Origin of the sequence: Micromonospora sagamiensis, from assembly GCF_014680085.1 — a bacterium.
In the GTDB taxonomy this organism is placed as follows: domain Bacteria; phylum Actinomycetota; class Actinomycetes; order Mycobacteriales; family Micromonosporaceae; genus Micromonospora; species Micromonospora inyonensis.
This window is the reverse complement of record NZ_AP023438.1, coordinates 2,303,673-2,325,180: the sequence shown is the minus strand read 5'-3', so window position 1 is coordinate 2,325,180 and position 21,508 is coordinate 2,303,673. Positions and strand designations below refer to the sequence as shown.

At 70.8% G+C, this 21,508-nt stretch carries 25 protein-coding genes; 17 read left to right on the top strand and 8 right to left on the bottom strand.

The genetic code is table 11. The features are described from left to right. Window positions 1–20: 20 nt before the first annotated feature. From IGA62_RS09885 to IGA62_RS09875, 3 genes are all read left to right on the top strand, one after another. Window positions 21–968, top strand: coding sequence for a PPK2 family polyphosphate kinase (locus IGA62_RS09885; protein ID WP_186499702.1), 948 nt, complete (start codon window positions 21–23; stop codon window positions 966–968). A 121-nt stretch (window positions 969–1,089) separates the two neighbouring features. Further along, a complete protein-coding gene (locus IGA62_RS09880) occupies window positions 1,090–1,716 on the top strand; it encodes a DUF47 domain-containing protein (protein WP_091452489.1) in 627 nt (208 codons plus the stop codon). Window positions 1,717–1,720: 4 nt separating this feature from the next. Next, the gene (locus IGA62_RS09875; RefSeq protein WP_145815310.1) at window positions 1,721–2,725 is read left to right on the top strand and encodes an inorganic phosphate transporter; all 1,005 of its coding nucleotides are present in this window, start codon (window positions 1,721–1,723) and stop codon (window positions 2,723–2,725) included. A 194-nt stretch (window positions 2,726–2,919) separates the two neighbouring features. Here the strand turns inward: IGA62_RS09875 and IGA62_RS09870 are convergent, their stop codons facing one another. Beyond that, complete coding sequence (locus tag IGA62_RS09870; protein ID WP_145815311.1) at window positions 2,920–3,897, bottom strand: Gfo/Idh/MocA family protein; 978 nt, start codon at window positions 3,895–3,897, stop codon at window positions 2,920–2,922. An 86-nt stretch (window positions 3,898–3,983) separates the two neighbouring features. Between IGA62_RS09870 and IGA62_RS09865 the strand changes: the two genes are divergently transcribed. After that, window positions 3,984–4,817 (top strand): NUDIX hydrolase, encoded by an 834-nt coding sequence (locus IGA62_RS09865; RefSeq protein WP_145815312.1) that lies wholly within the window; start codon window positions 3,984–3,986, stop codon window positions 4,815–4,817. A 475-nt stretch (window positions 4,818–5,292) separates the two neighbouring features. Here IGA62_RS09865 and IGA62_RS29970 read toward each other — a convergent pair whose 3' ends face one another. After that, window positions 5,293–5,484, bottom strand: coding sequence for a hypothetical protein (locus IGA62_RS29970; RefSeq protein WP_232624940.1), 192 nt, complete (start codon window positions 5,482–5,484; stop codon window positions 5,293–5,295). A 173-nt stretch (window positions 5,485–5,657) separates the two neighbouring features. Then, complete coding sequence (locus tag IGA62_RS09855) at window positions 5,658–6,872, bottom strand: low temperature requirement protein A (RefSeq protein WP_145815313.1); 1,215 nt, start codon at window positions 6,870–6,872, stop codon at window positions 5,658–5,660. 342 nt (window positions 6,873–7,214) lie between these two features. On the opposite strand from IGA62_RS09855, the gene IGA62_RS09850 reads away from it, so the two are divergent. From IGA62_RS09850 to IGA62_RS09825, 6 genes are all read left to right on the top strand, one after another. After that, window positions 7,215–7,862, top strand: coding sequence for a phosphate signaling complex PhoU family protein (locus tag IGA62_RS09850; RefSeq protein ID WP_145815314.1), 648 nt, complete (start codon window positions 7,215–7,217; stop codon window positions 7,860–7,862). Between the two features lie 220 nt (window positions 7,863–8,082). Further along, window positions 8,083–9,168 carry a phosphate ABC transporter substrate-binding protein PstS gene (gene pstS / locus IGA62_RS09845; protein WP_145815315.1) on the top strand — a complete coding sequence of 362 codons (1,086 nt, stop codon included), beginning with the start codon at window positions 8,083–8,085 and terminating at the stop codon, window positions 9,166–9,168. A 92-nt stretch (window positions 9,169–9,260) separates the two neighbouring features. Continuing rightward, window positions 9,261–10,253 carry a phosphate ABC transporter permease subunit PstC gene (pstC, locus tag IGA62_RS09840; protein WP_232624939.1) on the top strand — a complete coding sequence of 331 codons (993 nt, stop codon included), beginning with the start codon at window positions 9,261–9,263 and terminating at the stop codon, window positions 10,251–10,253. Beyond that, window positions 10,250–11,161: a phosphate ABC transporter permease PstA gene (pstA, locus tag IGA62_RS09835; RefSeq protein ID WP_145815317.1), complete on the top strand. Its 912-nt coding sequence runs from the start codon at window positions 10,250–10,252 to the stop codon at window positions 11,159–11,161. Before pstC ends, pstA begins: the two co-directional genes overlap by 4 nt. Window positions 11,162–11,272: 111 nt before the next feature. Then, window positions 11,273–12,037 (top strand): phosphate ABC transporter ATP-binding protein PstB, encoded by a 765-nt coding sequence (gene pstB / locus IGA62_RS09830; protein WP_232625059.1) that lies wholly within the window; start codon window positions 11,273–11,275, stop codon window positions 12,035–12,037. 66 nt (window positions 12,038–12,103) lie between these two features. Beyond that, a complete protein-coding gene (locus IGA62_RS09825) occupies window positions 12,104–12,616 on the top strand; it encodes a hypothetical protein (protein ID WP_145815319.1) in 513 nt (170 codons plus the stop codon). Here the strand turns inward: IGA62_RS09825 and mshD are convergent. From mshD to IGA62_RS09810, 3 genes are all read right to left on the bottom strand, one after another. Next, a complete protein-coding gene (mshD, locus tag IGA62_RS09820) occupies window positions 12,597–13,544 on the bottom strand; it encodes a mycothiol synthase (protein ID WP_377464344.1) in 948 nt (315 codons plus the stop codon). The two genes, IGA62_RS09825 and mshD, sit on opposite strands and share 20 nt — an antisense overlap. Before the next feature lie 177 nt (window positions 13,545–13,721). Continuing rightward, a complete protein-coding gene (locus IGA62_RS09815; protein WP_145815320.1) occupies window positions 13,722–14,564 on the bottom strand; it encodes a polysaccharide deacetylase family protein in 843 nt (280 codons plus the stop codon). A 213-nt stretch (window positions 14,565–14,777) separates the two neighbouring features. Next, window positions 14,778–15,491, bottom strand: coding sequence for a winged helix-turn-helix transcriptional regulator (locus tag IGA62_RS09810; RefSeq protein ID WP_145815321.1), 714 nt, complete (start codon window positions 15,489–15,491; stop codon window positions 14,778–14,780). A 252-nt stretch (window positions 15,492–15,743) separates the two neighbouring features. Between IGA62_RS09810 and IGA62_RS09805 the strand changes: the two genes are divergently transcribed. The 5 genes from IGA62_RS09805 (at window position 15,744) to IGA62_RS09790 (ending at window position 19,293) form a co-directional block, all read left to right on the top strand. Beyond that, on the top strand, window positions 15,744–16,781 hold the full coding sequence (locus IGA62_RS09805; protein WP_145815322.1) for a hypothetical protein: 1,038 nt from the start codon (window positions 15,744–15,746) through the stop codon (window positions 16,779–16,781). Window positions 16,782–16,872: 91 nt separating this feature from the next. Next, on the top strand, window positions 16,873–17,661 hold the full coding sequence (locus IGA62_RS09800) for an LmeA family phospholipid-binding protein (protein WP_145815323.1): 789 nt from the start codon (window positions 16,873–16,875) through the stop codon (window positions 17,659–17,661). Between the two features lie 22 nt (window positions 17,662–17,683). Continuing rightward, window positions 17,684–17,923 (top strand): Ms5788A family Cys-rich leader peptide, encoded by a 240-nt coding sequence (locus tag IGA62_RS30760; protein ID WP_332838462.1) that lies wholly within the window; start codon window positions 17,684–17,686, stop codon window positions 17,921–17,923. Between the two features lie 197 nt (window positions 17,924–18,120). Next, window positions 18,121–18,969, top strand: coding sequence for a sulfurtransferase (locus tag IGA62_RS09795; protein WP_145815324.1), 849 nt, complete (start codon window positions 18,121–18,123; stop codon window positions 18,967–18,969). Window positions 18,970–18,972: 3 nt separating this feature from the next. Continuing rightward, complete coding sequence (locus tag IGA62_RS09790; RefSeq protein ID WP_145815325.1) at window positions 18,973–19,293, top strand: DUF1416 domain-containing protein; 321 nt, start codon at window positions 18,973–18,975, stop codon at window positions 19,291–19,293. Window positions 19,294–19,413: 120 nt separating this feature from the next. On the opposite strand, the gene IGA62_RS09785 is transcribed toward IGA62_RS09790, so the two are convergent. Beyond that, complete coding sequence (locus tag IGA62_RS09785) at window positions 19,414–19,794, bottom strand: DivIVA domain-containing protein (RefSeq protein WP_145815326.1); 381 nt, start codon at window positions 19,792–19,794, stop codon at window positions 19,414–19,416. Window positions 19,795–20,023: 229 nt separating this feature from the next. Here IGA62_RS09785 and IGA62_RS09780 point away from each other — a divergent pair, with 229 nt between their 5' ends. Continuing rightward, window positions 20,024–20,263, top strand: a complete 240-nt coding sequence (locus IGA62_RS09780) for a winged helix-turn-helix domain-containing protein (RefSeq protein WP_145815327.1) — start codon at window positions 20,024–20,026, stop codon at window positions 20,261–20,263. A gap of 12 nt (window positions 20,264–20,275) precedes the next feature. On the opposite strand, the gene IGA62_RS09775 is transcribed toward IGA62_RS09780, so the two are convergent. Then, complete coding sequence (locus IGA62_RS09775) at window positions 20,276–21,007, bottom strand: TetR/AcrR family transcriptional regulator (RefSeq protein WP_232624938.1); 732 nt, start codon at window positions 21,005–21,007, stop codon at window positions 20,276–20,278. A 139-nt stretch (window positions 21,008–21,146) separates the two neighbouring features. Here IGA62_RS09775 and IGA62_RS09770 point away from each other — a divergent pair, with 139 nt between their 5' ends. Beyond that, complete coding sequence (locus IGA62_RS09770; RefSeq protein ID WP_145815328.1) at window positions 21,147–21,374, top strand: hypothetical protein; 228 nt, start codon at window positions 21,147–21,149, stop codon at window positions 21,372–21,374. Window positions 21,375–21,508: the final 134 nt, after the last annotated feature.

Below are 21,508 nucleotides of genomic sequence, written 5' to 3'. Positions count from 1 at the left end.
GCCTGGGTGATGATCGCAGGATGAGCGCACCCGAAGTGTCCGACATCGTCCCTCCGGCCGGCGGTGCGATCCGGCAGCGGCTCCGGGTGGCGCCCGGTGGCGCCTCCCCGGTCGATCTCGCCGCGATCGACCCGCGCGCCACACCCGGCCTGCCCGATCCCACGGTGACCGGTCCGGACCGCAAGTCGTGGTGCCGGGCGCAGGTGCGGCTGGTCGGCGCGGAGCTGGCGCGACAGCAGGAGATGCTCTTCGCCTCGGTCAAGGCCGACCCGGCCGACGACCGCCGGGTGCTGCTGGTGCTCCAGGCGATGGACTGCGGCGGCAAGGACGGCACGGTGAAGCGGGTGGCCGGCGCGATGAACCCGCTCGGGCTGCGGATCACCTCCTTCGGGCCGCCGACCGACGAGGAGTTGCAGCACCGCTTCCTGTGGCGGATCCGCCGGGCCCTGCCGCCCGCCGGACACGTCGGGATCTTCAACCGGTCGCACTACGAGGACGTGCTGATCGGCCGGGTCGAGACGCTGGCCCCGGAGGAGATCCTGCGGCAGCGCTACGACGAGATCAACGCCTTCGAGCAGGAGCTGGTCGCCGAGGGGGTGACCCTGGTCAAGGTGATGTTGCACATCTCGAAGGACGAGCAGCGCGAGCGGCTGCTCCAGCGGCTGACCGATCCGAGCAAGCACTGGAAGTACGATCCCGCCGACACCGACGCCCGCGCCCGCTGGGACGACTACCAGGCCGCGTACGCCGAGGCGCTGACCCGCTGCGCGACCGACGCCGCCCCCTGGTACGTCGTCCCGGCGGACCGGAAGTGGTACCGCGACTGGGCGGTGGCCCATCTGTTACGTGAGACGTTCGCCACGCTCGACCTGGGGTATCCGCCGCCGACCGTCGATCTCCTACGGGAGCGGGCGCGACTGCTGTCCGGGTGGGCGGATCAAGGTGAACGGCGGGTGAACGATGCATGAATGACGTCCGACCGGGGGTGGGCCGGCATTTTCCGGCTCCCGAACCTTCCCTAGCATGCGCTGGGCAGTGCCTCTCCCCGGGCGCCCGTCACCCTTCCATCGACACGACGAGGTCCGTGCTGTGAAGTTTTCCTTCCGCCCTTCCGAGGGCGCCTTCTACGAGCTCTTCACCAGGGCCGCGCAGAACCTGGTGCGGGGTACGGAGCTGCTCAACGAGCTGGCCCTGCCGGGCGTCGACGTCCAGTCGGTCAGTGAGCGCCTGACCGAGGTGGAGCACGACAGCGACCAGATCACCCACGATCTGTACAAGAAGATCAACTCCACCTTCATCACCCCCTTCGACCGCGAGGACATCTACCGCCTCGGGTCGCTGCTGGACGACGTGATGGACCACCTGGAGGCGGTCGGCAACCTGCTCTACCTGTACGGCCTCACCAAGCTGCCGTCGCTGCCGCGCGAGATGCACGAGCTGGTCAACGTCCTCGACCAGCAGGCCCGGCTGACCGCCGACGCGATGCCCCGACTCAAGTCGATGAAGGACCTCGAGGACTACTGGATCGAGTGCAACCGGCTGGAGAACGACGGCGACCAGGCGTACCGGATGCTGCTGGTCCGCCTCTTCTCCGGCGAGTACGACGCGCTGACCGTGCTGAAGATGAAGGAGGTCGCCGACGAGCTGGAGGCCGCCTGCGACGCCTTCGAGCACGTGGCCAACACCGTCGAGACCATCGCGGTCAAGGAGTCCTGATCCTGTGACTCCCGAACTCATCGCCGTGCTGGCGGTGATCGTGGTGGCCCTGGCGTTCGACTACACCAACGGCTTCCACGACGCCGCCAACGCGATCGCGACCAGCATCTCCACGCGGGCGCTGACACCCCGGGTCGCCCTGGCCATGGCCGCGGTCGGCAACTTCATCGGCGCGCACTTCGGCGCCGAGGTGGCCAAGACCGTCGGCAGCGGCCTGGTCAAGCTCCCCACCGGTACGGCCAGCCTCGGCATCGTCTTCGCCGGGGTGATCGGCGCGATCACCTGGAACCTGATCACCTGGTACTTCGGGCTCCCGTCGTCCTCCTCGCACGCGCTCATCGGTGGCCTGGTCGGCTCGACCATCGCCGCCTCCGGCACGGTGCTCTGGAGCGGCATCGGCGAGAGCGTGATCATCCCGATGGTGCTCTCCCCGATGGTCGGCTTCCTGCTCGGCTACATCGTGATGATCGCGGTGCAGTGGATCTTCCGGAAGGGGCACCCGGGCAAGCTCAACCGGGGCTTCCGCTGGGCGCAGACCGCCTCCGCCGCCGCCATGTCGGTCGGACACGGCATGCAGGACGCCGCCAAGACCATCGGCATCGTGGTGCTCGCCCTCTACGTCGGCGGATACCAGGACGACCCCGGCTTCATCCCCGAGTGGGCGTTCTGGACGTCGGCGGCGGTGCTCGCCGCCGGCACGTACGCCGGTGGCTGGCGGATCATCCGTACCCTCGGTCGGAAGATCATCGACCTGAAGCCGCCGGAGGGCTTCGCCGCCGAGACCGTCGCCAGCGGCGTGCTCTACTTCAACGCCCTGGTGCTCGGCGCCCCGATCTCCACCACCCACACCATCACCTCGGCGATCATGGGCGTCGGCGCGACCAAGCGGCTCTCCGCCGTCCGCTGGGGCGTGGCCGGCAACATCATCGGCGCCTGGATCCTCACCTTCCCGGCTGCCGGCAGCATCGGCGCCCTCATGTACTTCCTGGCCCGCCCCCTCTTCAGCTGAGGCCGCCGGGCACGGCTCGGGTGCTGCGACGCACGGCTTGGGTGCCCGCCGGGCACGGCTCGGGTGCTGCGACGCACGGCTTGGGTGCCCGCCGGGCACGGCTCGGGTGCTGCGACGCACGGCTTGGGTGCCTGCAGGGGCCCCTTCCTATCGCATTTTGATGAGGCGGGGGCCCCTGCAACCACCCGAGGAGGCTACGACCGGCCCGGATACACCACGCCGATCTGGGCGCGGACGTCGTCCAGCAGGCCCATCACCTCCAGCGTGGTCGCGTGCGGCACCAGCGGGCTCTCCGACAGCCCCTCGGCCAGGCAGCGCTGCACCTCGATCGCCTCGTACTGGTAGCCGTTGCCGACCAGCTCGGCGTGGATCGTCTCCGGCTCCCTACCGGACCGGTGCAGGGTCAACGAGTCGGGGCGGAAGAACAGCGACGGCAGCTCGATCCGGCCGGTGGTGCCGGTGATCGAGGCGGTCACCGCGCTCGCTCCGAGCAGACCGCAGCTCAGCGTGGCGACCGCCCCGGAGTCGTACCCGAGGACGATGCCGGTGTTCTCGTCCACGCCCTCGGGGCTGATCTTCGCCCAGCAGCGCACGTGGTCGGGCGCGCCGAGCAGCAGGTGCGCCAGGCTGATCGGGTAGATACCCACGTCCAGCAGAGCGCCGCCACCGAGCGCCAGGGCGCGCAGCCGGCTCTCCGGCGGGAACGGCCCCGCCATGCTGAAGTCGGCCCGGACCCCGGTGACCGTACCGATCGCCCCCTCGGCGACCAGCTCCACCATCCGCAGGATCAGCGGGTTGCACCGCATCCACATGGCCTCCATCAGGAAGACGCCACGGGAGCGCGCGGTCTCGACCAGTGCGGTGCTGTCCGCCAGGTCGAGCGTGAACGGCTTCTCCACCAGCACCGCACGACCGGCGTCCAGGCAGGTCAGGGTCGCCTGGTGGTGCGCGGCGTGCGGCGTGGCGACGTACACCACGTCCAGGTCGGGATCGGCGGCCAGCTCCGCCCAGGAGCCGTACGCCCGGGCGACGCCGTGCTTCGCGGCGAAGCGCTCGGCGCTCTCGGCGGTACGCGAGCCGACGGCGACCAGCTCGGCGTCCGGCACCAGCGTCAGGTCCTCGGCGAAGCGGGCGGCGATGTTTCCGGTGGCCAGGATGCCCCAACGTGTCATGCGACCGGACGCTAGCGCAGTTCCCGCCCCGGTCCCACCCTTGATCCACCCGCCGGGATGACCGCGCGGGGAACTAGGCTCGACCCATGACGATCGACAGCGGCAGCTTTCCCGTTCCGGCCGCCCTGGTCGAGCACGCCCGCCGGTTCCGCGCCGAGGGGAGTACGCCGGTGGTGCCCCGGGTCGCGGCCACCGTGCTGCTGCTGCGTCCGGCCGCCGTCGGGTTCGAGGTCTACATGATCCGCCGGGTCGCGGCGATGGCCTTCGGCGGGATGTACGCCTTCCCCGGGGGCGGCGTCGACCCGTCGGACGCGCAGGCGCACCCCGGCTGGGCTGGTCCCGACCCGGAGGAGTGGGGCCGGCGGCTGGGCGTCGCCCCCGAGGCGGCCCGGTCGGTGGTCTGCGCCGCCGCCCGGGAGGTCTTCGAGGAGGCGGGTGTGCTGCTCGCCGGCCCGGACCCGGCGACGGTGGTCGGGGACGTCAGCGGCGACGACTGGGAGGCCGCCCGGGTCGACCTGGAGAAGCGGCGTACCCACTTCGCGGGGTTCCTGACCGACCGAGGGTTGACGCTGCGGTCGGACCTGCTGCTGCCGTGGAGCCGGTGGATCACGCCGGAGTTCGAGCCGCGCCGCTTCGACACGTACTTCTTCGTGGCGCTGCTGCCGGAGGGGCAGCGGACCCGGGACGTCTCCGGCGAGGCCGACCACACTCTGTGGATCAGCCCGGCGGACGCGTTGCGCCGGGCGGCGGCCGGTGAGCTGACCATGCTGCCGCCGACCCTGCTGACGCTTCAGCAGGTGGCGGCGGCCGGCGACCTGGCCGACGTGGCCCGGCTCGCGGCGGGCCGGGACGCGGCCACCCCGATCACGCCCCGCCTGGCCGACCTCGACGGCGACGCCCCCTACTTCACCCTGGGCTGATCCGTTTCGCTGTCCGCCGACATCAGGGTGTCGCGCGGAACTGGGCCAAGAGCACTGCATTCATTCGCCACGGGGTGAGGGGTAATTGGTTAGCGGAACCAGTGACCAGATCTTCGACGCCGCGAGATCGTACGCAGTGACCATGACGATTCGCCAGTGGCAAATAATCGACGCCACTATCGACAATGAGGTGGACTCGAATATAACGGGCGGCGATCCACGAGGTGTGGTCCCGCTGGGAAAAAGCATCCGCGAGGCTGGATGGGATCAGGCCACTGACGCTTCGAGAGCATGGCGACCGTGCCTGCCATACTCGGCGCGGATCGCCCGCCCCGACAACAACTGGGTGTCCGAGGCTTCGTGGCTGCCTGAGGTGTGATCCGCTCGGCGTGTCGTATATCTGAGCTGCCACAACTGCGTGCGGTAACGAATGTCCGCTCACCCGATAACCCGGTCGACGTTCAAAGACCAGGCACTAGTCGAGGCCCCAGATCGAGATGATCGGTCCGCTCCCAACCAGCCCGGCGTACAAGCCAGATTGCCCGGTGAGCACGTCGCACCCGAGGTCGATCGCGGAGAGCACCGCGCTGGCCGCGTCGAGCCGGCCCACGGTTTCGTAGGTGATCGCGAGGGCCCGCCAGGCTTCCGGGCCGGGCGCGAGCACCAAAGCGGCGGGACGGTTGACCAGAATGTCCAGCGGTCTTGGTCGGCGACCGCGCGGTTCGCTTCGGCGAGACACAGGACGGGCAGGCCGAATGCGCAGCCAGGTTCGTCGGCGACCTCGGCGACCACCTCGCCCTACTTCACGCTGGGCTGATCCGGTGGCGGGTGCCGCCGTGCTCAGTGAGGGGGCATGGGACTCTCCCGCGACCTGCCGTGGGCGCGGGCCGCGTCGGCGATGGCGACGCCCAGCAGGACGGCCAGGGCGGCGACGGTCGCCGCCAGCACTGGCAGCCGGACCAGGATCGGGCTCGTCGCGGCCAGGACGAGGATGCCGATGATCCGGACGGGGGACACCCGTCCGAAGATGTCGTACTCGAAGCGGGCCCGGCCGGCCAGGAACAGCGCCGGTCCGCCGAGGACGGCGGCGAGCCACACCGGGTTCGCCATGTCGTACGGGTGGTCGATGACGAGTCCGTAGCCGACCGCGGTGGCGATGACGCCGACCACCATCGTCAGATGGGTGACGAATCCGTACGCGACGAGGCGGGCCGGCTGGGTGGCGGTGGCGACGGCGCTCTTCATCACCGTTCCCGCACGGTAGAAGTAGATGCGCCAGAGCAACGCCGTGGTGATGAAGGCGCACCCGAACGCCACCGTCTGTCCCGCACCGAACGGGTTGCTGCTGAAGGTCAGTCCGCTCAGCAGGATCGACTCCCCGAGGGCGATGATGAAGAACTGACGGTAGCGGTCGGCCAGGTACTCGCCGACCAGGTCCCAGTCGTGGATGCGGCTACGGCCCAGTCTCGGCGTGGGCCAGCCGAGGGCCAGTCCGACGTACTCGATGGTCAGCCCGAGCGTCCACAGCCCGCCCCGGGCGACGCCGGTGGGAGCGACCGCCCCGGCGATCCACGGCACGGCGGCGACCATGGACCAACAGAGGATCCGCGCCGGGATCGGCGGTGGGACGAGGGTCTGGTGGACGGGTCTGCGCTGGAAGAGCGCCAACGCCAGGGGACGGCCGACCTGGACCGCCACGTACGCGCCGACGAAGTAGCCGCCGTGCCCGTCGTACGCCGCTGGTGCCGAGACTCCCATCACGACGCTGCCGAAGGCGATGCAGAAGATCACCGCCTGGATCTCCGGGCACCGCGGGTCGAACCTGCTCGCCGACAACGCCGCGAAGAACCACACCAGCCACATGGCCAGGAACAGCAGCAGCACCTCGCCGACCCCGGACAGGACGAGGTGCTGCTCGTCGGTCAGGTGGTGGATGGCCTCTTCGGCGATCCGGTTGAGCGCGAAGACGAAGACCAGGTCCAGGAGCAGGTCCAGGATCGTGGACTCGTGTGGCCCCTCGCCCGCTCGCAGCGGCTTGCCCTGCCTAGGCGTCATCGGCCGCCCGTTCTGTCCGTCTTGTAACTTTCATGATAGGCGTGTCGAGTCGACCCGTCAGGTGGGCTCCGGCGAACGGGGGGCACCGTGGTCGACCCGCCGGCGTGGTCCCATGGACGGGGCAGCTCCAAAGGACGCGCGAGCCGTACCCTCCCGGCCGCCAGCCGAAGTCCCGTACCCTCCCGGCCGCCGCAGCCCGTACCCTCCCGGCCGCCGCCCACCGGTTGCCGTCACAGCGCGTGGACTGGCTTTCCTGCCGACGGCGGGGGATGGTGGTCAGGACTGACGGATCGGCGGCCGGTACCCACCGGTCGACGACGAGCCTGGCGGGGGGAGAGAGCGATGGGTAGCCACCTGGAGCAGCTCGACCGGCTCTCCGGGCTCCTCGCCACGGTGAGCCGGGACGCGGCGGGCACCATTGGCCGGGCCAGCGTGGCCCTGCTCGACCTCGACCCGGACCGGGCACGGGCGGTGCTGGCCGAGGTCGCCGAGCGGGCGGCCACCCACCGCCGGATCGACGAGCTGGTGCCGCTGGCCCTCGTCCGGCAGCAGCCGGTCGCCTCCGACCTGCGGCTGGTGCTGTCCGCGCTGCGGATGAACACCGAACTGCACCGGATGGACGCGCTCGCCGCGCACATCGCGAAGCTCGTGCTCGCCCGCCACCCGGCACCCGTGGTGCCGCCGCCGGTCCGACCGCTGATCGGCGCGATGGCGGAGACCACCGCGCGGATCGCCGACAAGGCCGCCCTGGTCCTGGTCACCCGGGACCGGCTCGACGCGATCCAGCTCGGCCTGGACGACGACGAACTCGACGTGCAGTACGAGCGGCTCTTCACGGTGCTCACCGACGCCTGGCCGTACGGGGTGCAGGCGGCGATCGACGTGGCGATGCTCGGGCGGTACTACGAACGCTTCGCCGACCACGCGGTCAACGTCGCCCGCCGGGTGGCGTACCTGGTCGGCGGCGACATGGCGCGCGGCGTCCTCTGACACCCACGGGTCGCGCCGGTGGTCGGGCGGCCGGACGCAGACGCCTCGATCCGTTCACATAGCGGACAACCGCGCCTCAGCCGACGGCAACATTTTCCTGGCGACCTGTTCACCTTCGGTTAACCAAGCTCCGGGGAGCCGGCTACCTGGCCCGCTTAGCGTCGGCAGCGGTCAGGCCCCGAGAGGTCCGGCCCAACCCCAAGAGAGAGGCAATTCTGAGGTGAACCGCAACGTGCTCTCCCGGCGCGTCCTTGCCGGCGTCGCGCTCGCCGCGCTGGCTCTCACCGGCTGTGGCTCCAGCGACAACGACAACGACACCCCCGCCGCCGCCGGCAAGAGCGGCGGAAGCGAGTACGCGAGCCTTTCCGGTGAGCTGAAGGCCTCGGGTGCCAGTTTCCCGGACGCCTACTACCAGGAGGTCATCACCTCCTTCAAGGATGTCGCCCCGGACGTCACGGTCAACTACAACGCGACCGGCTCGGGCACCGGCAAGAAGCAGTTCGGGCAGAACCTGGTCGACTTCGCCGGCAGTGACAGCCTGGTGAAGGAGAGCGACGGGGTCGCCGCCGGCTCCTTCCTCTACGTGCCGACCGTCGCCGCCCCGATCACCGTCAGCTACAACCTGGAGGGCGTGGACAAGCTCCAGCTCAGCCCGGAGACGCTGGCCAAGATCTTCCAGGCCGACATCAAGACCTGGAACGACCCGGCGATCGCCACCGACAACCCCGGCGTGACCCTGCCGAACACCCCGATCACCGTCGCGCACCGCTCGGACGGCTCGGGCACCACCAACAACTTCACCAAGTACCTGGACGCCGCCGCCAAGGGCGTCTGGAAGCTCGGCAGCGGTGACACCGTGGCCTGGCCGTCGACCACCCAGGGCGGCGAGAAGAACACCGGTGTGGCCCAGATCGTCAAGCAGGCCAACGGTGGCATCGGCTACGTCGACCTGAGCGACGCCAAGGCCAGCCAGCTCAAGTTCGCCGCGATCAAGAACAAGGACGGCCAGTTCGTCGTTCCCTCGCTGGAGGGCACGACCGCCGGCCTGGAGGGCGCGGAGATCAAGGAGGACCTGAGCTACAACCCGCTCAACGCCGCCGGCGCCGCCGCGTACCCGATCACCGCCCCGACCTACATCCTGGTGAAGACCAAGTACGACGACGCCAAGAAGGCCGAGCTGGTCAAGGGCTTCGTGAAGTACATCCTGACCGACGGCCAGGAGCTGGCCAAGGACGTCGACTTCGCGCCGCTGCCCACCTCGCTCAAGGACAAGGCGCTCGCCCAGCTCGACAAGATCCAGGGCTGATCCGAGCCGAGAAACGCACCGTCCACGCCGGGACGGGACCGGAACCCCGGTCCCGTCCCGCCGGGGTAGCCGCGCCGCCACTGGAGCTGAAGGTGACCATCACAGAGAACAAACCCGACACCCGGCCGACCCTGACGCCACAGCGGGGCGGCCTTCTCGCCGATCGCGCGTTCTCCTGGTGGACGCTCGGCACCGGCCTGCTCGTCCTGGCCATCCTCGCGCTCATCCTGGTGACCACGGTGCGGGAGGCCTGGCCGGCGTTCGCCGAGATGGGTTTCCGCTACGTCACCGAGGACACCTGGGACCCGAACCCGGGGGCCGGTGAGGCCGTCTTCGGCGCGCTGGCCTTCATGTACGGCACCGCGATCTCCTCGCTGATCGCGCTGGTCGTCGCCGTGCCGGTGTCGATCGGCATCGCGCTGTTCATCACCGAGCTGGCGCACCGCCGGCTGCGCGGCGCCGCGATCACCGTCATCGACCTGCTGGCCGCCGTACCGTCGGTGGTCTTCGGTCTGTGGGGCATCCTGGTCCTGGCGCCCAAGCTGGTGCCGTTCTACCAGTGGCTGCACGACGTGTTCGGTGGCATACCGGTGCTCGGCAGTGTCTTCGGCGAGGCGGCCAGCGGCCGGAACTTCATGACCGCCGGCCTGATCCTGGCGATCATGGTCACCCCGATCATCACCTCGATCTGCCGTGAGGTCTTCGGCACCGTCCCGCAGGCCGACAAGGACGCCGCCCTGGCGCTCGGCGCGACCCGCTGGGAGATGATCCGGGGCGCGGTCTTCCCGCACAGCTTCGGCGGCATCGTCGGCGCGGTCATGCTCGGCCTGGGTCGCGCGATGGGCGAGACCATCGCCGTCGCGCTGGTCATCGGCGGGGCCACCAACATCTCCGCGAACCTCTTCGAGCCGGGCAACACCATGGCCGCCGTGATCGTGCAGCAGTTCGGCGAGTCCACCGGCACCTTCACCGCCGCCCTGATCGGGCTCGGCGTCGTCCTGTTCGCGATGACCGTCGCGATCAACCTCACCGCCCAGGCGATCGTCCGCCGGGCGGAGGCCCGCATGAGGGGAGGCGTGGCGTGACCGCCACCGTCGAGCCGGCCACCCGTACCCCGGTCGTCCCCGACCTGTCGGGGCGTGCCCTGTCCACCCGCCGCCGGATCGTCAACCACCTGGCCAGCGGCGGGATCTACCTGGCGGTGCTGCTCGCCGTGGTGCCGCTGGGTCTGGTCGCCTGGACGGTGATCAGCCGGGGCAGCGGGGTGATGAGCCTCGACTTCCTCACCGAAGACATTCCGAACTCGTACCGGCGGTCGGGGCCCGGCATGGGCCCGGCCATCGTCGGTACCCTGATCATCACCGGCATGACGTCGCTGATGGCGATCCCGCTCGGCGTCTTCGGCGCGATCTACCTCAACGAGTACGGCAAGCAGAGGCCGCTGGCCCGGATCATCCGGATCATGTCCGACGTGATGACCGGTGTGCCGTCGATCGTCATGGGCCTGTTCATCTACATCGGCTGGGTGCTGCTGGTCGGCGAGCAGTCCGGCTTCGCCGGTGCGCTCGCGCTGGCCTGCCTGATGCTCCCCGTGGTGATCCGCAGCAGCGAGGAGATGCTCCGGCTCGTCCCGGACGAGCTGCGCCAGGCGAGCCTGGCGCTGGGCGCGCGTAAGTGGCGGACCATCCTCACCGTCGTGCTGCCCGCCGCGATCTCCGGCATCACCAGTGGTTCGCTGCTCGCGGTGGCCCGCGCCGCCGGGGAGACCGCGCCGATCATCATCGTCACCGGCATCACCTTCGCGAACAACCCGAACCTCTTCGAGGGTACGAACACCGCCCTGCCCGCGCAGATCTTCCGCAACGCCAGCCAGCCCTTCGTCGGTGCCCAGGACCGGGCCTGGGGGGCGGCCCTCACCCTGATCGTGATCGTCGTCCTGTTCACGGTCGTCGCCCGTCTCATCGCCAACCGCTTCGCCCTGAAGGAGCGCTGAACCATGGCCCAGCACCGCACCGTGAGCGACCACCGTCCGTCCGTCGCCATCAGCGCGCCCGGCGAGGGCTGGGGCGACACCGGCCCGCACGCCGCCGGGGACACCACCGTCATGGAGCTGCGCGACGTCAGCGTCCACTACGGCAGCTACGAGGCCGTCCGGGGCACCACGATCCCGATCCGGCAGAACCAGATCACCGCGATGATCGGGCCGTCCGGCTGCGGCAAGTCGACCATCCTGCGTTCGCTGAACCGGATGAACGACCTGATCCCCGGTGCCCGGGTGACCGGCTCGGTGACGTACCACGGCCAGGACATCTACGCCAAGGGCGTCGACCCGATCCAGGTGCGCCGCCGGATCGGCATGGTCTTCCAGAAGCCCAACCCGTTCCCGAAGTCCATCTACGACAACGTGGCCTACGGGCTGCGGATCAACGGGATCAAGGGCAACCTCGACGACCAGGTCGAGGAGGCGCTGACCGGCGCGGCCCTCTGGGACGAGGTGAAGGACAAGCTCCGCAAGAGCGGCCTGGCCCTCTCCGGCGGCCAGCAGCAGCGGCTCTGCATCGCCCGGACGATCGCGGTGAAGCCGGACGTGATCCTGATGGACGAGCCCTGCTCGGCCCTCGACCCGATCGCGACCAGCAAGATCGAGGACCTGATGTACGAACTGTCGAAGTCGTACACGATCGTCATCGTCACCCACAACATGCAGCAGGCCGCCCGGGTCAGCCACTACACGGCCTTCTTCACCGCCGAGGTGGACGAGCAGCAGGTGCGGCACGGCCGGCTCGTGGAGTTCGACCAGACCTCGAAGATCTTCACCAACCCGGGCGACAAGCGGACCGAGGACTACATCACCGGACGTTTCGGCTGACCGGCACCGTGCCGACCCGGGCTCCCCGGGCCGTCGGCCGGAACCGTCGATCCGAAGGAAGGTGATGTGGTCACTCACGACGTCGGCGCGGACCTCGTGCACATCGCCGTTCCGGTCGCGTACGTGCGGCACGTCGCCGCGCTCCTGGCGGAGCTGGACCGGCAGGGCGGCGACGTCCGCCCGCCGGCCCGGCCACCCGCCCGGCCGGCACCACCGGAACTCGCCGGCCAGTGGTCCGTGGCGGATCTACGGCGGTTCGCGACCGGACGGTCGAAGAGTCACGACACCGTGCTGAAGGTCCTCGACCTGCTCGCCGTGCGGCCCGGCGAGTGGTTCTCGGCGGAGGCGATCTGCGTGGAGGTGGGGGTCTCCCGGCACCGGTTCGGCGGCGCGCTGGCCGGGATGACCCGGATGCTCCGCGCCCACCCGACGTTCCGGGAACTCGGGCCGCCGATGAACCGGTACGTCACCGGCAGCCTCGACGACCGGGCCGGCACCTTCTACTGGATGACGTCGGAGCAGGCCGGGCAGTGGAAGCTGGCCCGCGCCGGCGAAGCGGTCAGGCCCGGTGGTAGTTGACGTGCGCGCACCAGTGGGCGAAACCGAGCCGCAGGTAGAGCGCCACCGCCGCGGTGTTCGACTCGTCCACGTAGAGCATCACCCGGTCCAGGCCCCGCCGCTCGCGCAGGTATGCCAGACCGGCGGCGGTGAGCACCCGGCCCAGCCCGCCCCGGTGCGCCGTCGGGTCCACCCCGAGCACGTAGACCTCCCCGATCGGGGTCGAGCCCGCCCGCTGGTGGACCTTGGTCCAGTGGAAACCGAGCAGGCGTCCGGTCGACTCCTCGACGGCGAGCAGGAAGCCGGCCGGGTCGAACCACGGCTCGGCGAGGCGGAGCCGCAGGTCGTCGGCGGTCCACCGGCCCTGCTCGGGGTGGTCGGCGAAGGCCCGCGCGTTGAGCGCCAGCCAGGCGTCGTCGTCCGTGCCGGGTTGGAAGGCGCGTAGCGCCACCCCGTCGGGAAGCTGCGGTGCGGACGGCGACCCGGTCAGCGACCGGCGCATCTGCCACAGCACCCGGGCACGGACGAAGGCGAGGTCGACGGCGAGCGCCGCAGCTGCCGGATGGTCACCGTGCGCCCAGGCCCGGACCGCCGCCGGGCCGACCGGGGCCGCCGCGTCCACGTCGGCCAGAGCTGCCGTGGCGAGCGTCCGGCCCAGCCCGCGCCGCCGGTACGCCGGGTGCACCACCAGGTCGAGGCCGGTCCCCTCGGCCGGCGCGGTGACGTCGAGGTGTGCGTACCCGACGAGCAGCCCCTCGGGCGTCCGCGCGGTCAGGTGCACCGCCGCGGCCTGCGGATCCCGCAGCCGGAGCAGCACCGCCTCGTCGAGCGGTTCCGCGCCGTCGGCGTCCCCGGCGATCCGCGCCAACGCCAGCACGTCGGCGATCCCGGTCGCGTCCAGTCGCACGTTCCGGTCCACCCGCGCGGCCGTCACCGCGTCGCCCCGCACCCCGTCTGCCACCCCGCCACGGTAACGGTTCCTGCCCTCGCCCTCCGCCCCCGGTGGAAGGAGGGGCCCCCTGTTACCGCTTTTTGTCGAGGAAGGGTCCCCTGCAACCACCAAGCCCAACTACCAAGCCCAACCACCAAGCCCAAGCCCAAGCCCAAGCAACCAACCCCCGGTGGGTTACAGGTCGGGGGGCAGGGCGGTGACCTGGAAGCGGCTGGTGAGGTTGGGCAGGATCCGGTACAGCGCGTCCACGGTGCCCTGCCGGTCGCCGCCCGCGTCGTGCAGCAGCACGATCGAGCCGGGCACCGTGCCGGCGGTGACCGTGTCGGCGATGCTGGCCGCGCCCGGCTTCCGCCAGTCCGTCGGGTCGACCGTCCAGTGCAGCGACACCATGCCGAGGTTCCGGGCCACCGACACCACCGGGTACGTCCACGCGCCGCCGGGCTGCCGGAAGTACGCGATCCGCGCCCCCGGCACGGCCGCCCGGATCGCCTCGTTGGTGCGCAGCAGGTCGGCCTGGATCGACTGGTACGAGCGGCTGCCGAGCAGCACGTCGTGGTTCCACGAGTGGTTGCAGAGGGTGTGCCCCTCGGCGGCGATCGCGCGTACCAGATCGGGGTGGGCCCGCGCGTTCTCGCCGACCAGGCAGAAGGTCGCCGTCACCCCGTACGCGCGCAGGGCCGCGAGCGCCTGCGGGGTGTAGTCCGGGTCCGGTCCGTCGTCGAAGGTGAGCGCCACCTGCCCGGTGCCGGTGGTCGCCCGGGTGCCGTAGGGACCGCCCTCGTCGGTGCCGTCGGGTGGTGGCTCGTCCGCCGGAACCGTCGGGCCGGGGGTGCGTTGCGGGGGCACGCTGGTCGCGGGTGGCTGGTCGGCGACGTGCGGCTGGTCGCTCGGTGCGGTGACGCCCGGGGCGGCCACCGGCCCGATCAGGCTGCGTCCGAGGGCGTACGCCGAGCCGAGCAGCGCGGCGACCACCAGCACCACGATCCCCAGGGTGCGGGGCGGCGACACGGCGGGCATCAGGCACCCTGGCCGGTCGGTGCGTCGGGACGACCCGTCGGACGGGGCCGGTTGCGCCCACCGGAGCAGGTGTCGACGACGCCACCTGTCGCTCGTTCGGTCGTCGTGCGCACCCGTCGCCCCCTTCTCCGGCTGGTCCGCCAGTCACATTAGGACCGGCTAACCGAACAAGAGGGCTATTTGCCTACCAATCCCTAAAAGGGGGAAAATCGGTCATACGGGCAAGGGCGCGTGCTCGGTGTCCGGCAGCGAACGCGACGGCGGGACGACGAACTTGTAGCCCACCTGCCGGACGGTGCCGATCATCGACTCGTACTCCGAGCCGAGCTTGGCGCGCAGTCGCCGGACGTGCACGTCGACCGTGCGGGTGCCGCCGAAGTAGTCGTATCCCCAGACCTCGCGCAGGAGCTGGTCGCGGGTGAACACGCGACCCGGGTGCTGGGCGAGGAACTTCAACAGCTCGAACTCCTTGTAGGTCAGGTCGAGCGGGCGTCCCTTGAGCTTGGCCGCGTAGGTGTCCGGGTCGATGGTCAGCTCGCCCGCCCGGATCGAACCCCCGGTTCCGGCGGTGGCGTTGCTCAACCGACCGACCACCAGCCGCAGCCGGGCCTCCACCTCGGCCGGGCCGGCGCTGGCGAGGATGACGTCGTCGACCCCCCAGTCGGCGTTGAGCGCGATCAGACCGGCCTCGGTGACCACCGCGACCAGCGGCACCCCCAGTCCGGTGGCGTGCAGCATCCGGCAGGTCGCCCGGGCCTCGCTCAGCTCGGAACGGGCGTCCACCAGGACCGCGTCCGGGCTCGGCCCGGCGACCAGGGTCCGCACGTCACGCGGCGCGGTGCGGACCGAGTGGGGCAGTAGGTCGAGTGCCGGCAGTACGGCGGATGGTTCACCTGCGCGTGCGGTCACCAGCAGCAGGATCTCCACACGATCACCTCCGTCCCGGCGGCGGTCAGCCGCAGGCGACCAGCGACGGCACCCAGGGCGGGGTGCGGCGCTGAGAACTCGTGGTCCCGGCGTCGCTGGCGGGCGGGTCAGGGCTCGAGCCTAACCGATCGCCCGTGGTCAGCCCCGGAGCCGTTTCCCCTTTGCCGGGGATGCCCACACTTGCGGCCCAGGTTTTAACGTCCGTGAAACGGCGTCCGCCCCGCACGTGGTCGGGTCTGGCACGATCGTGTCGTGTTTGCCTCCGCGTCTCCCGCCGCCGGTCCCGACCCCTGGTCCGACGACGGCCCACCGGCCGGTTTCCCGCCGCCGCGTACCGGGCCGGACCTCGACGACCTGGTCGGCCCGCGCAAGCGGCGCGGCCCCCGCCGCTTCCGGCCCGGCGATCCGTCGGCACGTCGTCCGGACGACGAGGCCGACGACGAGATCGACGAGGAGGAGATCGAGCCGGTCGAGATCAACAAGCGGCTCTCGCTGACCATCGCCGGCTTCGCCGCGCTGCTCGGGCTCGGCCTGGTCCTCGCCGCGCAGACCTCCGGCCCCGGCCACCGGCTGCCCTTCGCCATCGTGACCTTCGGCGTGCAGCTCCTCTTCGTCCTGGCCTGGACGATGGCGACCCGCCCGCCGGCCCTGCTGATCGTCGCCCTGGTCGGCGCGGCCACCGCCGGGGTCGCCGACACCGTCGCGCTACAGACGGCCGAGGCCCGGCTGATCCCGCTGCTGTACGTCGCGGCAGGCGGTCTGGTGGTCGCCCTGCTCGGCCAGCTCGTCCGTCGGGTCGACCGGCAGCGGCTCACCGACTCGTTCGGCACCACCCTGCTCATCGTGGCCGGCGTGGCCGGGTTCGCCACCCTGCTGCCACTGAGCCGGATCCCGGCCGGCACCCAGACCATCACGGTCAGCCTCACCGCCACCGCGCTGGCGCTCACCGTGGCGCGGATCACCGACGCGGTGCTGCCCTGGCCACGGCTCGCGCCCCAGGTGCCCCGGGGCGCGGCCGGCGTGGTGCTCGGCGCGATGCTCGGCACCCTGGCCGGCAGCGTGCTCGGCAGCTTCCTGGTCGGCTTCACCCCGACCAGCGGCGCGCTGGTCGGCCTGGTCACCGCGGCCACCGCCGTGTTGGCCGACCTCGCCGTCGGGTACGCCGAGGCGGGCCGGCTGATGGCCGGCGAGCCGCCCACCTTCTGGATCGCACGGCACATGCAGGGGCCGCTCGGCGGCATCGCCCTCGCCGCACCGGCCGCCTATCTGGTGTGCGTACTGTTCCTCTGACCCGCGTCCTCTGCCGCACGGTTGAGGCGTGGGCCCATCGGGTACCACCGGTGTGCCCCCAGGCGACACCGGACGTGAGAGTGGAGGCGGCGTGACCGAGGCCCACCCGGCGTACGACGAACGGCCCCGTCGGCGGGGCCGCAAGGTCCTCATCGGCCTGCTCGTCCTGCTCCTGATACTGGTCGGACTGGTCGTGGTGGCCGACCGGATCGCCGCCGGGGTCGCCGAGGACGCCATCGCCGACCAGGTCCGTCAGGAACTGACCCAGCAGGACGCCAGCGCGCAACCGCCGAAGGTCGAGGTCGGTGGCTTCCCCTTCCTCACCCAGGTGCTCGACGGCCGGTACGAGCGGATCACCATCCGGCTGCGCGACGTCCAGGGCACGGTCGAGGGCAACTCGGTCAACCTGCCGGAACTCGACGTGGACGCCCGGGGCGTCACCGCGTCACTGGACACCATCCGCTCCGGTCAGGGTGACGTGGTGGCCGAGCGGGTCGACGGCACCGGAACCGTCAGCTACGACAGCCTGGCGGCGTTCCTCGACCGGCCCGGTCTCAAGCTCGCCGAGAAGGACGGCAAGCTGGCGGTCACCGCGCCGGTGGACATCCTCGGGCAGAAGCTGACGGTGACCGGCAACGCCGAGGTCAGCGTCAGCGAACAGGGCAAGGTGGCGCTGCGCTTCAGCGACCTGGACGCCGAGGGCCTGCCGAACGTGCCGATGGCCCGGGTCCTGCTCAACAACTACGCGCGCAGCATCTCGATCGACGTTCCCCTGCCCGACCTGCCGTTCCAGCTCACCGTGCGGGAGGTCCGACCGCTGCCGGAGGGGCTCGCGGTCACCGCCGACGCCCGGGACGTACCGATCAGTTCGGTCGGCTGAGTCGCACGCCGCGCCGTGGCCGATGTGTCCGGCGCGGCGGCCGTTTCCCGCGCCGCGCTGCGGCCGGCGGGGCCGGAAGGGTCGCCGGGTGTGGTGCGAACCACGCCCGGAACGCCTGCTCAGGCGTCCCGGATGCTGGTCGGGCCGGTGGCGGGGCATGGGAACGCTGGTAGGCTCCCTGGTCATGGGGACGCTCCTCACCAAACGGCGCGCGGTCGACCTGTGCCGCGTGGCCACCTGCCTGTGTCGCTCCGTCATCTGACGGCGGAGCTGCAAACGGCTGTGTAGCGGCCACCGGCGGGTTTCCCTCCTCGCCCCCGGTTCTCCTCGTTCGCCCGGCAGTGGCGCCGTCGCATCCAACCCGAGATCCGTCCATCCTGGGTCCCGCGCGCGGTGCGACAGACACCGACCTTCCCCCGCGCGTCGACTCACCCGCAACCCTCACCAGGGAGTGATCCGATGAGTCGCGACACCGCACTCGTCTCGGCCGAATGGGCCGAGAAGAACATCGACGCCCCGGGCGTCGTCTTCGTCGAGGTAGACGAGGACACCTCGGCGTACGACACCGGCCACATCGCCGGGGCGATCAAGCTCGACTGGAGGACCGACCTCCAGGACCCGGTCCGCCGGGACTTCGTCAACAAGAGCCAGTTCGAGGCGCTGCTCTCCGAGCGGGGCATCGCCAACGACGACACCGTCATCCTGTACGGCGGCAACAACAACTGGTTCGCCGCGTACGCGTACTGGTACTTCAAGCTCTACGGCCACGGCGACGTCAAGCTGCTCGACGGTGGCCGCAAGAAGTGGGAGCTGGACGCCCGTCCGCTGGTCACCGACAAGGTGGAGCGGCCGAAGACCCGGTACGTCGCCCAGGAGCCGGACAACTCCATCCGCGCCTTCCGCGACGAGATCGAGCCCGCGATCGGCACCAAGAACCTGGTCGACGTGCGCAGCCCCGACGAGTACGCCGGCCGGCTGCTCGCCCCCGCCCACCTGCCGCAGGAGCAGGCGCAGCGGGCCGGGCACGTGCCCACCGCGATCAGCGTCCCGTGGTCGAAGGCGGCCAACGAGGACGGCACCTTCAAGTCCGACGACGAGCTGCGCAGGATCTACGCCGCCGCCGGGCTGGACGACGGCAAGGAGACCATCGCCTACTGCAGGATCGGCGAGCGGTCCTCGCACACCTGGTTCGTGCTCCAGGAACTGCTCGGCCACCGCAACGTGAAGAACTACGACGGATCCTGGACCGAGTACGGCTCGCTGGTCGGCGTGCCGGTCGCGCTCGGCGACGAGCCCGGGGAGGCCTGAGCCATGACCGCACCCACCGCTGCCGGTTGCGCCGCACCGGACCAGGCGGCTCCGCTGCCCGCGAGCCTGGACCTGGAGAAGGAAACCGTCATCACCGGCGTCGTACGGTCCGAGGCGGGCGAGCTCGTGCCGGGCGCGTACGTCCGGCTGCTCGACTCGACCGGTGAGTTCACCGCCGAGGTGGTCACCTCGACCGCCGGCCAGTTCCGGTTCTTCGCCGCGCCGGGCACGTGGACGCTGCGTGCCCTCTCCCGGCACGGCAACGGCGACACCCCCGTCGCCGCCGCCCGGGGCATCAACGAGGTCGCCGTGACGGTCGCCTGACCCGCGTCCTTTCAGCTGCCGGAAGGGGTCTCCACTGTGCCCGGAGGCCCCTTCCGGCATGTGCGGCCCCGGGCGGGTCCGGGTGGCCGCCGTGTACGACGAACCGCCGGTCGTCATCGCTCACCGGTGCACCCGGGGCGCGAAGCGTGACTGCCAGTCCCGCAGCGACTGCTTGATGCGGGCGTTCTCGTTGCGGATCTGGTCCAGTTCCGCGTGCAGCGCGGCGAGGTCGTCGGCCACCCGGTGCAGGAAGGCGGTCACCTCGCCCGGGTCGAGACCTCGCCGGACCAGCGGAAACTGACGGTCCCGCACCCGTCCCGCACAGAGCGGCCGGTACGCCGCCGAGCGGTGGTGCCGGCCCGCGTTTCCCATCCCGACCGGTCGGGCCTGGCCCGGGACGGAGGACCGGCCGATGGTGGATCGCTGGTCCGGAACGCGGTGGCGAACCGGTGCCGGGTCGGCCGGGGCGTCGCGGCGGAAGCGTCGGAACGGATTGCGCATGGGCGGACCACCCTTTCCCGAAGGACCCCTTGTACGGAGGCGGTGTGTGGGGGGTCGGGGCGGACCGTCCTGCCGTGCGCGGCCCGCCCCGACGGGGGGAGTGAGCGCTACCCGTTGCCATGCGAGGAGCACTCAACGTCAACATAGTTGAAGAACTTGTAGTAGTCAACGAGCAGTTGCGGCGGAGTGTCGTTGCGTGATCAAATCGCAGTGCCATGCGAGGAGTGCCATGCCTGCGACCCCGGACTACATCCGGATCTCTGACGAAATAGTCGCCGACGTCAGGTCGGGAAGGTACAAGCCCGGCGACAAGCTGCCCTCAATCAGCGAGCAGTGCCGTGTCTACGGTGTCAGCGCGTCCACGATGACCCTGGTGAACGTGCGCCTTGAGGCGCTGGGGGTGATCCATCGCCATCAGGGCAAGGGGATCTTCGTCACCGATCCGGCGACGTGGATGCGTAAGCCCTGACCCTGGTGGCGGTCACGCGCCGTTCTGTCGCGGTGTGCTCGCCAGGATGAGGTCGAGGCCGCGTTCGAAGAGGTCGTCGTCGCTCCACCGGTCGGTGTCGAGGTGGCCGGAGGAGTTGAGCGTCGGGTAGTCGGCAGGGTTCGCGGTGATGCGCCGCCGGGCTTGCGTCTGGGCCTGGGGGTCCGCGCTCCGACGCCAGGTGGCCTCGGTGAGCGCCGCGCCGATCACGTAGTTGGCCAGCGTGCGGGTGGCCACGGTCAGTTCGGGGTCGGCGAGGCCGCCACGGGCCAGCGCCGATTGCAGGTACTCGGTGCGGGTGAGGACGTTCGGACCGAGCATCGGTCGGCCGATCAGGCCCGGAGCCCACGGGTGACGGAGCATCGTCGCGCGCCAGTCACGGATCAGGCTGCGGGCGTCGCCGCGCCAGTCGCCGGTGGCCTCCGGGAGCGGCACGTCGCCGAACACGTGGTCGAAGGCCAGGTCGAGCACGTCCTCCTTGGTCTTCACGTGCCAGTAGAGCGCGGTCGAGGTGACGTCGAGCAGATTGGCGAGCCGACGCATGGTCAGGCCGTCGATGCCGTGCCGGTCGAGCAGGGTCACCGCCGCGTCGACGATGCGCTCGCGGCTCAGCGGGGTCGGGCGGGACCGGGCGGGTTCCTCGCGCAGCCACACCGAGCCGGGGTCCGCGCGGCGGCGTTCCCCCGAAGGGTCGCCGTGCGGCTGGTCGAACTCGGTGTCGGTCACGCCAGGACTCCAGACAGGTGTGCGGGTGGAAATCGTATGGCCGGAGCCGGGGCGGAGCTGTCGGACCGGGCCCCGACAAACTTAACGTTGGTAAGTTACCTTAACGGCGTACGGTGCTCCGATGTGGAGGGGGAGAGTCATGCCTCTGATGCGGATCCAGTTGGAGAGCGACCGCACCACCGCCCGCCGGGTCATGGAACTGCACCTGGCCGGCAAGATCCATCGGGAGTCCCGCGACGCCGCGCGGGAGGAGGTCTGGCGACGGGGCCGCACCCCGGCCGGTGAACCTGTCTTCGTCGGCGTCACGAACGGCGAACCCGTGCGACTGCTCTACGACGTGGAGGTCTACTGGGACACGACCCGTTGACGGGGCACCCGTGACCCGCGCCGCTGCGCTGGCCCGACTCGCGTTGTCCGGTCGAGGTCGGCCGAGGTCGGCCGAGGTCCGCTGCTCCGGTCGGCTCCTTGCCGACCGACGAAGTGCGAGCTGGGCATCGCAGG

Excerpts from the sequence above, each read along its gene's own strand:
- IGA62_RS09885 (WP_186499702.1), top strand. The coding sequence starts at position 21 with ATGAGCGCACCCGAAGTGTCCGACATCGTCCCTCCGGCCGGCGGTGCG.
- IGA62_RS09815 (WP_145815320.1), bottom strand. The coding sequence starts at position 14,564 with ATGCCCGCCGTGTCGCCGCCCCGCACCCTGGGGATCGTGGTGCTGGTG.
- IGA62_RS09855 (WP_145815313.1), bottom strand. The coding sequence starts at position 6,872 with ATGACGCCTAGGCAGGGCAAGCCGCTGCGAGCGGGCGAGGGGCCACAC.
- IGA62_RS09780 (WP_145815327.1), top strand. The coding sequence starts at position 20,024 with ATGCCTGCGACCCCGGACTACATCCGGATCTCTGACGAAATAGTCGCC.
- IGA62_RS09790 (WP_145815325.1), top strand. The coding sequence starts at position 18,973 with ATGACCGCACCCACCGCTGCCGGTTGCGCCGCACCGGACCAGGCGGCT.
- IGA62_RS30760 (WP_332838462.1), top strand. The coding sequence starts at position 17,684 with ATGTGTCCGGCGCGGCGGCCGTTTCCCGCGCCGCGCTGCGGCCGGCGG.
- IGA62_RS09850 (WP_145815314.1), top strand. The coding sequence starts at position 7,215 with ATGGGTAGCCACCTGGAGCAGCTCGACCGGCTCTCCGGGCTCCTCGCC.
- IGA62_RS09795 (WP_145815324.1), top strand. The coding sequence starts at position 18,121 with ATGAGTCGCGACACCGCACTCGTCTCGGCCGAATGGGCCGAGAAGAAC.
- IGA62_RS09870 (WP_145815311.1), bottom strand. The coding sequence starts at position 3,897 with ATGACACGTTGGGGCATCCTGGCCACCGGAAACATCGCCGCCCGCTTC.
- IGA62_RS09770 (WP_145815328.1), top strand. The coding sequence starts at position 21,147 with ATGCCTCTGATGCGGATCCAGTTGGAGAGCGACCGCACCACCGCCCGC.
- IGA62_RS09865 (WP_145815312.1), top strand. The coding sequence starts at position 3,984 with ATGACGATCGACAGCGGCAGCTTTCCCGTTCCGGCCGCCCTGGTCGAG.
- IGA62_RS09785 (WP_145815326.1), bottom strand. The coding sequence starts at position 19,794 with ATGCGCAATCCGTTCCGACGCTTCCGCCGCGACGCCCCGGCCGACCCG.
- pstB (WP_232625059.1), top strand. The coding sequence starts at position 11,273 with ATGGAGCTGCGCGACGTCAGCGTCCACTACGGCAGCTACGAGGCCGTC.